Consider the following 14,547-nt stretch of genomic DNA (forward strand, 5'->3'; position numbering starts at 1 on the left):
GCGCCGGGACGACACCTCTTACGCTACACACAAGTATGGAGTTCAGAAGGTCAGTTCACGGAAATCCCGATGTCGGAGATCTCGATCTCCCGCGTGCCGAGCAGGCACGTCCAGCGGCCGTCGAGGCCTTTGCGCATCGGCAGCAGGAGCAGGTCCGCGAGGACCGGGCGGCTCGCCCAGGACTGGGGGACGTCGTGCTCGGCGCTTCGCCCCGCGGCCCACCGTCCGGGCAATGGAACGGCGTGACGCATCACCAGAGCAATCTGGTACTGCCTCAAGTTCCTGCCTCTGGTGTCCGGTAGGTCGACCGTTCCTTCGGGGTCGAGGGTGCGGGAGCCGTCCGCGTGGACGTACACGCAGACCGCACGGCCGGTGTCAGCGCCCAGCCGCGTCGTCAGCAACTCCTCCGTGATTCCCGGGTCCGAGGAGCTCAGCACGGACAGGTCGCCCCTGACGTCCTGGGGTGCCGGGATGGTCACCATGTCCGCCAACTGGCCCTGCGCCGCTGCCGTGGCGATCCGGGCGGCATCCATGCGCGCCAGGGCAACGCGCTCAGCGGCGTCCTTCAGATGCTCGCCAAAGTCGTCCGTGTACACATCGTCCACGAGCGCCTGGACATCACCGGGGACGGCGATGGCCTTCCCCTCTTGCTTGCCCAGCAGGACGCTGGTGCGGCGCAGCAGAGCCGCGTCGTACACCGTGCCCCAGGTTTTCGGCGCGGCCACCGTTCCGTCCTCGCCGAGGGGTTCCAGCACGACCAGGCGGGGGCTTGCCGGGTCGCCGGTCCAGGCGGGCCTGGTGGGGCGGTGGTGGCGCTTGCCGCGCCCGGCCCGCTGGAGGAGTTGGGCGAGCGGGGCGAGGTCGCTGACGACCAGGTCGAAGTCCAGGTCAAGGGACTGCTCGACGATCTGGGTCGCAACCAGGATGGCCGGCGCTCGCACGGCCGCCGCCGCCTGGTCGTTGGCCGGCTTCCCGAAGGCGGTCTCGCATTCGGCGGTGATCCGCTGCCGCTCGTGCGCCGGGTAGCGGGAGTGCAGCAGCCGCAGGCCGCCTTCTCGGGACGCGAGTTCGGGGAACGCCTGTTGCAGGTCGCGGTAGGTACGCTGCGACTCCTCGACCGTCGTGCAGCAGACCAGGACGCAGCCGCCCTGTTCGGTCACCGGGGCGAGCAGGGTCCGCAGTGCCTCGCGGCGCGTACCGGGGAGCGGGATCTCCTCGGGCGGCTCCTTCACGTCCCAACGGACCTGACGGGTCTCCACCTGCAGGTCACGCTTGCGTTCGCTGTCCAGCCGGCGCGGCTTCGAGACATCACCCGAGGCGGCATCGACGTACAGCCAGCCTGGGTAGCACGGCTCCACCTGCGTCGACTCCGGGCAGCCGGCACCCCGGCGGTACGCCTCGACCAGCGACGACGCGGCCCGGCCGGTGAGGGTGGCGGACAGCAGGACCACCGGCGCGCGCAGAGCGCCCAACCACTCCAGCAGCCGAACGAGCAGGCTGTGCATCCAGGCGTCGTAGGCATGAGCCTCGTCCACGACGAAGACCTTGCCCGAAAGGCCGAGCAGACGAAGCACGTTGTAACGCACCGGGAGAACAGCGGTGAGCGCCTGGTCGATGGTGCCGTTGCTCAGCGGAGCCAGCAGACCCCGGCGGGCCGTACGCAGCCACAGGCCCGCCTCGATCCCGCTCCGGGCGTCCGACAGAACCGGCGAACCCCCTTCCTGCTCCTCGGATTCGGCGTAGGCCGGGCTGAGCCAGGCCATGCTGTGCAGGAGGGTGAGGGCTCGGCCGCCCTCGACGCTGTGCTCCGCAAATCGCTTCACGCGCTTGAACATCGCGTCGGCGGTGGCCATCGTCGGCAGCGCGAAGTACAGGCCGCTCGCGCCGGAGGCCCGTGCCATCAGCGAGGCCGCGTGGAGCGCGGCCTCGGTCTTACCGTCCCCGGTCGGAGCGGTGACGAGCAGCAGGCCCGGCCCAGCCAGCAGGGCGGGCAGCCGCTCGGCGATGTCGGCCTGCAGCCTGTTCGGCTTGAACGGGAACTGCTCCGCGAACGGCTGAGGCGGGAAGACCGCCCGGCCAAGTCCCGCATCGCGCACCAGCGCAGGCGATATCGCGAGCGCACCTTGCCAGTGCGCCTCGAGATCACCCCAGGCCCCCTTCCAACCGGGGCCGGGCAACCGAGGCTCGATCGCGTCAGCCTGGCTCGCGAGCCAGTCGGCGACGACCACCAGCCCGGTAACCACTGCCGCCGTCGGCCCTGACAGAACCTTCTTCGGCACTCGCGCCGCACCGGTCATCCTGCGGACCGCAGCGGCATGCGCGAGGCGCTGCGCTCGCCACCCCTCCCCACCGAGGCCCGGCTCATACGCGGTGGCGTTCCGAAGCTCCTTCTTCAGGAGGACGTCACCGAAGCACCCGTGATGCCCACCCAGAAGCTGCGCGATCTGATGACCGACCGAGCGACCGATCAGCGCCTGCTCGGGATAGCCGCTCTGGGCGAAGAACTCCACCAACGCCCAGTGCGTCGCCCTCTCGTGCTGCAGCCCACGCTCCCCCGCCGCCGCCCCCGCGCCGTCCGCGTACGCCGGATCGGCGGCGACCGCCGCGAACAACTCCGGAACCTTCACCTGGAAGGGCGGCGAGACCTTCCCGACATCGTGCAGCCCAGCCCACAGACAGACCACCTGCCGTGCGTCGCCGTCGGACATGCCCAGTTCCTCACAGATGCGCGCGCGGGTCTGCGCACTGAGCATCTCGTCCCACAGCACCCCCGCGACAGCGGCCGTGTCGAGCAGGTGGCAGATCACCGGGTACGGCTGCGTCAGACCGTCACGCTTGCCCCAGAACCGGACATCTACGCCAGGATCGGCACCTTCAGTGATCACTCCATCATCCTCAGTCATGCCTGAAGAGCTATCAGCCACCACTGACAATCCGGCCTCCGAACCCAGCCACCGCCCGACAGCTTCGTTCCGCCAGGACCGCGAATCACCCAAAAGGCCAGCTGATCGACCAACAGGTCGAGCTGTACGGTGGGTCGCAGAAACGCGCACCATCAACACCGAGACCTGGCACGATGCTTCAGAGCCACCCAGCGGGATCTGCAAAGAATTGGCAAAGTCCACCTAACAGCGCAGGTCAGAAAGTGTCCGCCCCGCGCGAGCGGGGGTCAGCCGGCGGTTGGAGAGAGCGGAGAGCGCGGCGTAAAGTCCGCCCCGCGCGAGCGGGGGTCAGCCGCCTGACCCCGATCCGAGAGGATGGACCCATGAGTCCGCCCCGCGCGAGCGGGGGTCAGCCGTTGGTGTTCTCGGTGATGTCGCGGGTGTCGCAGTCCGCCCCGCGCGAGCGGGGGTCAGCCGTAGTTTTTAAGACAGGCTTATGTACTGTCATGGTCCGCCCCGCGCGAGCGGGGGTCAGCCGCCCCCGAGGAATTTTCCTCGGGGGCTTGCGTTGTCCGCCCCGCGCGAGCGGGGGTCAGCCGCTGCTGGAGACCATCTGGACACAGGGCCGATCGTCCGCCCCGCGCGAGCGGGGGTCAGCCAGGTGGCTGGACAGTTTTTGCGGATGAGCTGTAGTCCGCCCCGCGCGAGCGGGGGTCAGCCGTACTCCTGCTGGCTGGTCGTGTTGCCCGCATAGTCCGCCCCGCGCGAGCGGGGGTCAGCCGCTATCGCGTAGGGCTGCCCCAGGGGGGCCGACGTCCGCCCCGCGCGAGCGGGGGTCAGCCGTGACGGTCGACGCGGCGCGCCTCGAGGGCACCGTCCGCCCCGCGCGAGCGGGGGTCAGCCGTAGTCGGTGGGTTCCCCTGCGGGAATCCGGACGTCCGCCCCGCGCGAGCGGGGGTCAGCCGGATCTGCCACTCGGACGTGGTGCCGATCAGGCGTCCGCCCCGCGCGAGCGGGGGTCAGCCGCCCCCGAGGAATTTTCCTCGGGGGCTTGCGTTGTCCGCCCCGCGCGAGCGGGGGTCAGCCGGTGATCAGGCTGGGGCGGATCGGCCGCAAGGCGTCCGCCCCGCGCGAGCGGGGGTCAGCCGCCCCCGAGGAATTTTCCTCGGGGGCTTGCGTTGTCCGCCCCGCGCGAGCGGGGGTCAGCCGACGGGACCGTCCACATGTCGCCGGAGGCCATCGTCCGCCCCGCGCGAGCGGGGGTCAGCCGCTTCGGGGGCTTCGAATGCAATGATCGAGTCGGTCCGCCCCGCGCGAGCGGGGGTCAGCCGGACGTGCAGGTGGCTGTGCCAGCCGTTACCGCGTCCGCCCCGCGCGAGCGGGGGTCAGCCGCCGAGGCCGCGTGGACCAGGGTGGGCCCGCAGGTCCGCCCCGCGCGAGCGGGGGTCAGCCGGCGCTGACCGCCATGGGCATCCAGGTCACCACGTCCGCCCCGCGCGAGCGGGGGTCAGCCGCGACCTTCCACTCCTACGCATCACGACCCACAGTCCGCCCCGCGCGAGCGGGGGTCAGCCGAGTGCTTGCAGGCTCTTCACGGAATTAGCAGCGTCCGCCCCGCGCGAGCGGGGGTCAGCCGGTCAGTGAGGGCTCGATGACCTTGGTGTAGTGGTCCGCCCCGCTCGAGCGGGGGTCAGCCGCATAGAACCCACGGACCCAACTGCGTACGATTGTCCGCCCCGCGCGAGCGGGGGTCAGCCGGGGCTTCGGATGGACGGTGTGGTGGGTCCGGAGTCCGCCCCGCGCGAGCGGGGGTCAGCCGAGGTCGTGGTGATCAACCCGGAGGCCAGTGAGGTCCGCCCCGCGCGAGCGGGGGTCAGCCGGTAGCTGACGGACCGTCACTGATTCCGGGCTGTCCGCCCCGCGCGAGCGGGGGTCAGCCGTTGCCCTGCGGTCGGCAGCACCTGGTGTTCCCGTCCGCCCCGCGCGAGCGGGGGTCAGCCGGCGCTGGTGTACGACCCGAGCGGGTTCAGGTGGTCCGCCCCGCGCGAGCGGGGGTCAGCCACGCCCGCCCGCCCCCTCAACCCAGCGCCGCCCGCTCCACCCGGTGGCGCTTGATGGTGCGGAAGCGACGGGCCACCTGGCGGGCCAGGTCGGCGGCGCCGACCAGGCCCGCGTCGTTGCCGAGGGCGGCGTGGACGATCTGGGCCTCGGGGCGGAAGCCGCGGCCGCTGAGGGTGCGTCGGAAGGCGTCCTGGGCGGGGACGATGAGGAGGTCGCCCGCCTCGGAGACGCCACCGCCGATGACGAAGCGTCCGGGGTCGAGGGCGGCGGCGAGGTTGGCGATGCCGACGCCCAGCCAGGTGCCGATGTCGTAGAGCAGCTCGACGGCGACGGGGTCGCCCGCCCGGGCGGCCTCGGTGACCAGCGGGCCGGTGAGGCCGTCCGGGGTGCCGCCCGCGCGGGCGAGCAGCGGTTCGACCACCGGGGACTCCTCGGCCACCAGGCTGCGGGCCTCGCGGACCAGCGCGTTGCCGGAGGAGTACTGCTCCCAGCACCCCCGGTTGCCGCACGGGCAGCGGTGCCCGCCGGGCACCACCTGCATGTGGCCGAACTCGCCCGCCAGGCCGTACTTGCCCCGGTCGACGTAGCCGTCCCGGACCACCGCGCCGCCGATGCCGGTGCCGAGGGTGAGCATCACCATGTGGTCCTCGCCGCGCCCGGCGCCGAACCGCCACTCCGCCCAGGCGGCGGCGTTGGCATCGTTCTCGACCACGACCGGGAAGCGCAGCCGCGCGCTGAGCGCCTCCTGCAACGGCTCGTTGCGCCAGTTCAGGTGCGGGGAGAAGAGCACCCGGGAGCGTTCGGCGTCCACCCAGCCGGCCGCGCCGATGCCGACGGCGTGCACGTCGTGGCGGTCGGCGAGCTGGAGGACCAGCTCGACGATGATGTCCTCCACCACTTTGGGACTCTTGCTCTTGTGCGGGGTCTCCGTCCGGAGCTTCTCCAGCACCTTGCCCTCGCCGTCCACCACACCCGCGACTACCTTGGTGCCGCCGATGTCGATCCCGACCGTCGGCAGCCGCAGCAGGCCGACAGGCAGGGTGCGGCGGCGGCGCTCCGCGCGTGGGCCGATGCCGAGCAGGGTGGGCAGGGTCACGGGCCGGGTGGCCGGCCGGGCGGTGGGCCGGGTCGCGGGGTTGGGGCTGGTCACTGGCTCGGACGCTCCTTCGGGTCGGTACGGGCGTCGCCCGAGTCGGTACGGGCCCGCCCGGATCGGTACCCGACATCCTCCCTCGTTCGAGCGGGTTGAAGTGGTCTCCGGCCGGATACGCGTGCCGCGGGTTCCGGGTGCAGCAGAGGTGCGGTAGGTCTCATGTCCTCGGCCTGTCGTCCTGGTCCACCGGCTCGGTGGTTCCAGTGTCGGCTGCCGGAAGCCGGGCCGCCGCCGGGCCGCCGCCGCGAGACCGCCCACCAATCGCCGGTCGGTCCGAGAAGGAGTTGACGGACCGACAGGTGTGAACGGAACCACAGAGTCCGTTCGCCGACTCTCTGGGAGAATCCTGGACCCCTTCCACGGATACCCCCAGACGGGTGGCAGACTGGACCCGACATTACAGCCGATTCTCACAAAAGTGTGATGTTCCTCTCAGCTTCTTCCCAGCGTCGAGAGCAACTGATCTCCCGTTCGACACCGTCTGATCCCATTGGAACGCGTACCGGGCAAGCGGGGCCCGGGCGGCTTGCTACCCGGATACGAGAACTTGATGCAACTGACAGGCACCCCATTCCTCATCTGCACGGTGATCCTCGTGCCCGTCTCGATCGCAGTGGCACTGCTGCTGTGGGGGCGGGTGCGCGGGCCCAAGCCGCTGCAGTTCCTGGCCAGGCTCGTCATGATTCTCTTCGCCCAGATCACCGCCGTGGTGATGGTCTTCGTCATGGTCAACAACGCCAACCTGATCTACGGCAACTGGGACGACCTGCTGGGCACCGGCAACCACGTCCGGGCCGTACCTCAGGTGCCGGCCGACCTCGGCACGGCCGGCAAGGGCAGCAACGACGCCAGGACCGAGCCCAAGGTGCTCCAGTCCTTCACCCCGGTGGACGACCCGAAGGTCCCCAAGGACGTCCAGCGGACCGACCTGAAGGGGCGGCTGTCCGGCGTCGACGGTGAGGTTCTGGTCTGGCTGCCGCCGCAGTACAACGACCCCGCGTACAAGGACAAGACCTTCCCGGTGGTCGAGCTGCTCCCCGGCTTCCCCGGCTCGTCCAGCACCTGGTACGGCACCCTGAAGGTGTCCACGCAGCTCGCGCCGCTGATGAAGAACGGCACGGTCACCCCGTTCATCCTGATCTCGCCGCGCACACTGCTGCTCGGCAACAGCACGGACACCGGCTGCGCGGACGTCCCCGGCAAGGTCAACGCCGACACCTGGCTGTCCCGCGACGTACCGCAGATGATGCTCGACAACTTCCGGGTCGACCCCTCCGCCGACCGCTGGGCCGTGGCCGGCTACTCGGCCGGCGCCCACTGCGCGGAGAAGCTCGCCGTCGAGCACCCCAACCGCTACCGCGCCGGAATCAGCATGTCCGGCTACAACGACCCGGCTGCGGAGTCGGCCGCGCTCACCGCGAAGGACCCGCACCTGCGGGAGATCTCCAACCCGCTCAACATCCTGAAGGCCGCTCAGACCCCGCCGAACGTCGCCCTCTTCATGAGCGGCAACAAGGGCGACGGCTACGAGAGCGCGATGGCGATGAAGGCGGCGGCGAAGGCTCCGACCACCGTCACCGTCCAGGAGACCACCGGCTCCCACAGCAGCGACATCTGGGGGCCGATGGTCCCCGAGATCTTCAAGTGGCTGACCGGCATCATCCCGCCCCAGCACTGACCGACACCGTGGCAGCACTTCGCCCCGCAGGGTTCCCACCCTGCGGGGCGAAGTCGTCTGTTCGGTGATTCAGGCGGCCACGCTGCTAGCCCTGGGAAGAAATCGCGACCGGGGCCACCGCGCTGCGGAGCCAGACCTCGAAGTGGCCGGTGCCGGCCGAGGTGCGGTACGGGAGGGCGCTGGAGAGGCGGTACTTGCCACCGGTCCGCATCTCCTCGCGGACGGCGCGGGAGACCTCGCCCGAGCCGTCGGAGACGTCGAGCACCACGCCGTCGAACCAGCCGTCCTGGATGGCGGCCCGGTAACCGGCCACGCCGGAGAGGTGCTGCCCCTTGCGACCGGTGTAGTCGATGTAGAAGACCGAGGTCCAGTACTGGTACTTGGTCCGGTGCAGGTCGGTGAGGTAGTAGACCGGGCCCTCGTGCGGCTCGCCGAGCCAGCGCTGGCCCGGCTGGACCTTGCTCGAGAGGTCCTTGATCAGGTACGTGGTGTCGGGCCAGATGCCGAAGTTCTTCGCCGACTGGGACATGCCCATGGTCAGCGCGATCACGCTGATGGCGATGGCCAGCTGCGGGAACTTGAAGTGGGCGCCCATCAGCCGGGCCGTCCCGACCCCGGCCATCGGGGCGGCGAAGAGCAGGCCGAAGCCGACGTGCTTCTGCAGCGAGGTGCTGGTCGACAGGTGGATCTGGTAGATCGGGGCGAGCAGCGCGGTCGAGGTGAGCAGCACGCCGAGCGCGAGGCGCCAGCGCGCGCCGGGCACGGCCTGCCGCCAGCCGGGCATCTCGCTGAGCCGGGCACGGCGGGCGTAGAGCGTGGTGCCGACGCAGGCGACCAGGAAGAGCAGGCCGCCCCAGCGCGCACTGTCCTGGATCATCGCCATGGTCGGGGTGTCGCCGTGGGCGCGGGCGGTGGTGGTGCCGCTGATCGCCGTCATGTAGCCGGAGACGGTCAGACCCACGCCGAGCAGGCCGCCCGTACCGGCGGTGAAGAGCGCCGTGCGCAGCACCGCCCGCAGGACGCCGTGCCGCTGGTAGGCGACCAGCAGGAGCAGCAGCGCGATGGTCGGCAGGTAGAGCGCCGAGGCGTACTTGACGCCGACCGCCAGCGCCGCGACCGGGGCCGCGAGCAGCGGGAGCGACCAGTGACCGTGACCGACCCGGACCACGATCCAGGTGGCGGCCGCGAGCAGCAGTACGGCGGCGGCGTCGTAGGTCGCGAGGTTGCCCAGGAACAGCGTGGACTGGGCGAACGCGAAGAGTACGGCGGCGCAGAGCCCGGCCCGCTCGTTGAAGAGCCGTCGGGTGAAGGAGTAGAGCAGGCTGTTGGCCCCGAGCATGAAGAGCAGGCTCATCGCCCGGACGCCGGTCAGGCCCCAGAGCGAGTCGACGGCGGCCGCCAGGACGGGGTAGAGCGTGGGCGCGCCGGAGAAGTAGCCGGCGAAGCCACCGTAGTCCGGGGCGCCGTGGAAGAGCTGGGCGATCTCGGCGTGCCCGGCGTACAGGTAGAGCGCCTCGTCCTCGAAGGCCGAGTTCCGCAGCCGCAGGGTCAGCACGGACTGGACGATCAGCAGCGCGAGCAGCAGTCCCCGGCTGATCCAGGTACGGCGCCGACTCGCCCGGGCCGACCAGGCGACGTCCGGTACGGGCGGCAGCGTCCAGCCGGGGCGGACGGGCTCGGCGAAGGCGTAGCCCGGGTCGGGCTCCGACTCGGGCTCGGGCAGAGCCCGCAGCTGCATCGTCTGCTCGTTGTCGTACCCCGGTGGCGGCTCCGGCGGAGCTGCCGGAGCCGTCGGCTCGGCGGGACGCCGGTGCTGTGCCTGACGCGGCGGCTGCGGCGGCTGCTGCTGCTGCTGCTGCTGCTGCTGGCCAGGGTCATGCTGCTGCTGAGCGTGCTGCGGTTGGGGGAACCACGAGCCCGGGGTGGGTTCCGTCGCGGGGGGGCGGGTGTCCATCAGGGGTGCTCCACGTCGAAACCGATGCGCGGGTCGGCGGCCGCGCTGCGGAAGGCTGCCAGGGCGTCCGGGGCGCTGTCGACCCGCCAGTCCGTCTCCTTGCGCAGGTTGAACCAGACGAACCCGAGGATGGCGGGGTCGGCGAGCACACCCGCGAACAGGTCGGCGATGTCGACGGGCTTGCGCGGGGTCGGTTCGGAGGCGGTCTCGGCCAGCAGGACGGGCTTGGTGCTGAACGCCCGGATCTCCTTGAGCGTCGGCCCGAAGAGCGTGGCAAAGGTGTGCGGCCCGGTCCTGGCGTAGTAGCCGACCACGCCGAGCCAGTCGACGTAGCCGTCGCCCGGGTAGTACGGCTTGAGCCGTACCGACGGCACCGGGTTGATGACGTTGGGGCTCCACACCCAGATGACGTTGGAGCAGCCGACGTCCTGGAAGCGGTCGTGGACGCGCCGCCAGGCCTTGACGAAGTCGTCGGCGTTGCTGTCCTTGGTACCCCAGGGGTACCAGCCGCCGTTCATCTCGTGCCCGAAGCTGATCGCCACCGGCACGTTGAGGTCCCGGATCGCGATCGCGGTGCGGCGGATGTAGTCGTCCTCGCCGCCCGCGCCGATCTGGGCCAGGGTCTTCTTGAACGGCTCCCAGGCTATGTACGGGAGCATGCCGTGCCGCCAGACGGCGTCCGTCTGGTCGGTCTGGAACTCGTCGCCCCAGCCGAGGTAGTAGACCAGCAGGTTGGGCGCCTTGCCGACGGTCGTCCGGAAGGCGTCCACGGCGGTCAGGGACTGCGGCACGCCGTCGAAGGTCGCGCCCAGGAACTTCTTCTTGGGCATCAGCATCGAGGTGATGTCGTACGGCAGGCGCGGGGCCGCGGGCGAGGCGGAGGCGCTGCCGCCACCGGCCACGGCCGGCGCCGCGCCGTTGCCCCCGGCGCCGATCGGCGCGGTGGTACTGGGCGCGCAGGCGGCCGTCGTGCTCCCGAAGGCCAGGGCCCCGAGTGCGCCGAGCAGCGCGGAACGCCGACTGATCTCGGGCCGGCTCACGCGCCCGCCTCCTCGTTCTGGGTGGGGTGGCGCTCGCGGCGGTACGACTCGGTGCGGTACGGCTCGGTGCGGTACGACTCGCCGGGGTAAGGCTCACTGTTGTACGACTCGGCCCGGTAAGGCTCGACCCGGTAAGGCTCAGTGCGGTACGGCTCAGCGCGGTACGACTCGACCCGGTGCGGCTCGCTGCTCGGGTCGGGGATGCCCGGGATCGCGAGGTAGGGGCTGCCGAGGTAGGGACCCGCGACGTGCGGGGCCAGCGAGTTGGCGGTCTCGACGTACACGCTGGTCTCGGTCGGCTCCTCGGCGTTCATGCCCTCGGTGCGCGGCTCGACCAGGACTCGGCCGACCGAGACGGCGTAGAACACGCCGGAGCCGAGCATCAGGGCGAAGTTCTCCGGGACCATGGTGGACATCCGCCACACCGCCGCCCCGATCCAGAGCACGGCGGTCGGCATGCTCCAGGCCCACATGCCGATCCAGAACCGGCGGGTCTTGTTGTTCTTGGCGTTGGAGGAGCCGGAGGGCTGCCAGCCCATCGGGCGGCGGCGCAGCAGGTCCCAGATGGCGAAGGTGTGCGCCCAGCCGTACATCACCCGGGTGGCCCAGGCCTCCAGGCGGTAGGGGTTGCGGTGCCAGAGCGGGTAGACCACGGTCAGGTAGACCACGCTGGGCAGCACGTACCACATGTTGGTGGCCTGCAGCTGCTCCGGGAAGAAGAGCAGCAGGGCCAGTGCGATCAGCGGGCCGGTGAAGGTGAGCAGCGCCGTCTCGATGTAGTAGACGAAGCCGGACATGTAGCAGAGCCGGCTGACGAACCGCATCGGGACGCGCCAGAAGTCCTTCATGCTGCCGAGCATGCTCATCGAGGCCATGCACCAGCGGTACTGCTGGTTGTAGTAGGCGCCGATGGTGTCCGGGCAGACGCCGGTGGACAGCGCGAGCGGGACGTACCGCAGGTCCCAGCCCCGGGCCCGCAGGTCGAAGCCGGTGTGCATGTCCTCGGAGTGCTCGATCAGGCTGGTGCCGCCGATCTCGGCCAGTGCGGTGCGCCGGTAGATCGCGCAGGAGCCGACGCAGATCGAGCCGTCGCTGCGCTGCCGGGAGACCTGGACGGAGCGGTAGAAGAGCTCCTGGACGGCGCCGGCGCCGCGCTCGATCCAGTTCTGCTGGTCGAGCACCCGGAAGTACTGGGGTGACTGGACGATCGCGGTGCGCGGGTCGTCGTCGAGGTAGGGCAGCAGCTCGTCCAGCAGGTCGTGCCTGGGGGCGAAGTCGGCGTCGAGGATGAGGACGACGTCGCTGTCGGAGTTCTCGAAGCCGTGGCGGAGGTTGCCGGCCTTCTTGAACCAGCCCCGATTCGGGCGGACCAGGTAGCGGAACCCGAAGTCGGCTGCCATCGCGGCCAGTTCGGGGCTGTCCGAGTCGTCCAGGACGATCGCGGTGACCGGCCCCTGGTAGGCGTCGGCCATCAGCTGCACGTACGTCCAGGTGTTGTGCAGCACCTCGACGGGCTCGCCGCAGACCGGCAGGAAGACGTCCACCGACGGGTGGCGCCCGGGGTTCCAGGCGCGGACCAGCCGGCGGTGCGTCTTGAGGTCGAAGCTGGGGGTGAACGCCTCCAGACGGAGGCCGATCAGGAAGCCGACGACGGAGAGCAGCAGCACCGGGGAGAACAGCCAGATCCACATGCTGTGCCGCGCGGTGTCCAGCTGGCTGTAGAAGACGAAGCCGAAGCCGACCAGCGAGGAGAGCGTCAGTACCCAGCTGTAGCGCTTGACGTACGAGTACTTCTCCCGGTCGTCGGGAGGTGCCGGGAGCAGGCCGCTCCGGCGGGGGGCGGCCATCGGCTTGCGAGGCGCTCGGCGGCGCCCCCCGGAGTTCGCCGCGGGGCGTTGCGGCGGAACTTGGTGCAGCGTGTTCACAGGGTAGGGCTCCGCCAGATACCGGACACGTCAGGGCCAAAAGCCGTGACATTGGTCTTATCCGATTAACTTAGCGAAACCGACCCGCCACCGAAACCTCACGCAGCTAACAAGTGAGCAACGCAATCGTGCAGGACATGTAGAAATGGCCATCAGATGGCCCTGTGTCAGGCCACCAGATGTACACGTCAACTGATGTCAGGGCCAACCGGCCGCAGGACCGGATGACGTCAGGCCAGCTCCAGCGCCAGGTAGAAGTCCACCCGGTCCTCCAGCCGGGAGAGGTCACGCCCGGTCAGTTCCTCGATCCGGCCGATCCGGTACCGCAGGGTGTTCACGTGCACGTGCAGCTGGGCCGCGCAGCGCGTCCAGGAGCCGTCCGAGCGGAGGAACGCCTCCAGGGTGCGGACCAGGTCGGCCTGGTGCTCGATGTCGTACGCGATGACCCGGTCCAGCAGCCGGCTGCGGAAGGCCCGGCGGACCTCGTCCGGGACGGCGGCCAGCAGCAGGACGTGCGAGGCCAGCTCCTCGGGGCCGGCCACGCAGACCCGGCCGACCCGGGCGGCGGCGATCCGGCGGGCGTGCCGGGCCTCCTCGAGGGCGCCGCGCAGGCCGCCGGCCTCCAGGGCGGGGGCGGAGACGCCGAGGGTGATCCGGCCCTCGGAGCCGAGACCGGCCTCCAGCGGGGCGAGCAGGTCGCGCAGCGCGTCGGCGGGGACGGCGCTGTCGGGTGCGGGCAGCACCACCACCGCGCCGGTGCCGACGCCGGCCACCAGCGCGCGGTCGGCGGTGTCGGTGAGAGCTTCCTCCAGGATCAGCCGGACCGCGCCGTCGGGCAGGCCCGTCCCCTCGGCGCTGAGCACCAGCCAGCTGCCGTCCGTCTCCATCGGTTTCGGCTCGGCGCCCTCGTAGCGGGCCGCCATCGCCGAGGAGGCGTACAGCGCGCGGCTGATCTCCGCCGGGTCGGCGTCCCGCTGAAGCAGCGTCAGGACCTCGTCGGCGATCCGGCGGCGCAGCCGGCGGCCCTCGTCCCGGCGGACGCGCTCGGCGGCGACCAGGCGGGCCAGGTTCTCGGCGAGCTGCTGGCGCTTGCCCGTCCACTCGGTGACGTCCCCGGCGACGGCGAGCACCCAGTCGGCCAGCGAGGCTTCGGCCTCGGTCGAGGCCGGGGCGGGCAGCAGCGAGTACGAGCCGGAGGCCAGCCGGGCCCGGTGCGGGGGCCGGCGGCGTTGGCGCTGTGCGGCGAGGTGGGCACGGACCAGCTGGTCGCGGTCCTCGGCGGAGAGCCGGTCGGCGGGGCCGGCGATCACCCGGCCGGTCGAGGTCAGCACCCAGCAGTCCAGGTCCAGGTCGCCGCCGAGCAGGTCGAGCACCGCGTCCAGGCCGCCGCCGCCCGCTGCCGAGACCAGCAGCCGGTGCCGGTCGACCAGCGCGGCGAGGTCGGCGGCCCGGTCGGCGGAGACCTGGCGGCCGATGAACTCGGTGAGCGAGCTGAAGGCGATGTCGTCGGGCACGGCGAGCAGCGGCAGCCGGTGCCGGCGGCAGGCGTCGATCAGGTCCTCGGGGACCGGGCCGACCTCGGCCTCGCCCGCCGCCAGGGCCACGGCGCCGCCCGCCACCAGGGTGCGGACGAACCGCTCGGAGTCGGCCGGCGCGGTCCGCCACAGCATTCCGGTGAGCACCAGCTCACCGCCGTGCAGGTACCGGCCGGGCTCCTGCAGGTCGGTCGTCATGACACCACTGACCTGCCGGTCGAGCTCGTCCTCGGCGGCGAGCAGCCGCAGCCGCGGGGCACCGGGGGCGAGCAGGTCACGGACACGCATCCGCAGACTCCTTCGTCTGAGTGGGGGGTGA

At 71.2% G+C, this 14,547-nt stretch carries 6 protein-coding genes, 1 pseudogene and 1 CRISPR repeat array; of the genes and pseudogenes, 1 reads left to right on the plus strand and 6 read right to left on the minus strand.

Going from position 1 to position 14,547, the window contains the following annotated elements; translation table 11 throughout:
* Nucleotides 1–50: 50 nt before the first annotated feature.
* Both cas3 and P3T29_RS04040 read right to left on the minus strand, forming a co-directional pair.
* The gene (gene cas3 / locus P3T29_RS04035; RefSeq protein WP_280714852.1) at nucleotides 51–3,125 is read right to left on the minus strand and encodes a CRISPR-associated helicase Cas3'; all 3,075 of its coding nucleotides are present in this window, start codon (nucleotides 3,123–3,125) and stop codon (nucleotides 51–53) included.
* Between the two features lie 22 nt (nucleotides 3,126–3,147).
* Nucleotides 3,148–4,944: a CRISPR direct-repeat array (repeat unit 29 nt; unit sequence GTCCGCCCCGCGCGAGCGGGGGTCAGCCG).
* A gap of 15 nt (nucleotides 4,945–4,959) precedes the next feature.
* On the minus strand, nucleotides 4,960–6,024 hold the full coding sequence (locus tag P3T29_RS04040) for an ROK family glucokinase (protein WP_280715083.1): 1,065 nt from the start codon (nucleotides 6,022–6,024) through the stop codon (nucleotides 4,960–4,962).
* Between the two features lie 667 nt (nucleotides 6,025–6,691).
* Here P3T29_RS04040 and P3T29_RS04045 point away from each other — a divergent pair.
* Entirely contained in the window at nucleotides 6,692–7,774 is a 1,083-nt protein-coding gene (locus tag P3T29_RS04045; protein ID WP_348532789.1) for an alpha/beta hydrolase-fold protein, read from the plus strand.
* An 85-nt stretch (nucleotides 7,775–7,859) separates the two neighbouring features.
* Here the strand turns inward: P3T29_RS04045 and P3T29_RS04050 are convergent, their stop codons facing one another.
* The 4 genes and pseudogenes from P3T29_RS04050 to P3T29_RS04065 form a co-directional block, all read right to left on the minus strand.
* Entirely contained in the window at nucleotides 7,860–9,728 is a 1,869-nt protein-coding gene (locus tag P3T29_RS04050) for a glycosyltransferase family 39 protein (protein ID WP_280714854.1), read from the minus strand.
* Nucleotides 9,728–10,768 carry a glycosyl hydrolase gene (locus P3T29_RS04055; protein WP_280714855.1) on the minus strand — a complete coding sequence of 347 codons (1,041 nt, stop codon included), beginning with the start codon at nucleotides 10,766–10,768 and terminating at the stop codon, nucleotides 9,728–9,730. The genes P3T29_RS04050 and P3T29_RS04055 overlap by 1 nt, the downstream gene beginning before the upstream one ends.
* A 323-nt stretch (nucleotides 10,769–11,091) precedes the next feature.
* Nucleotides 11,092–12,615, minus strand: a pseudogene (locus P3T29_RS04060) (glycosyltransferase family 2 protein); the annotation flags it as partial.
* Between the two features lie 308 nt (nucleotides 12,616–12,923).
* Nucleotides 12,924–14,516 (minus strand): PucR family transcriptional regulator, encoded by a 1,593-nt coding sequence (locus P3T29_RS04065; RefSeq protein ID WP_280714857.1) that lies wholly within the window; start codon nucleotides 14,514–14,516, stop codon nucleotides 12,924–12,926.
* Nucleotides 14,517–14,547 lie beyond the last annotated feature (31 nt).

Origin of the sequence: Kitasatospora sp. MAP5-34, assembly GCF_029894335.1 — a bacterium.
GTDB lineage: Bacteria > Actinomycetota > Actinomycetes > Streptomycetales > Streptomycetaceae > Kitasatospora.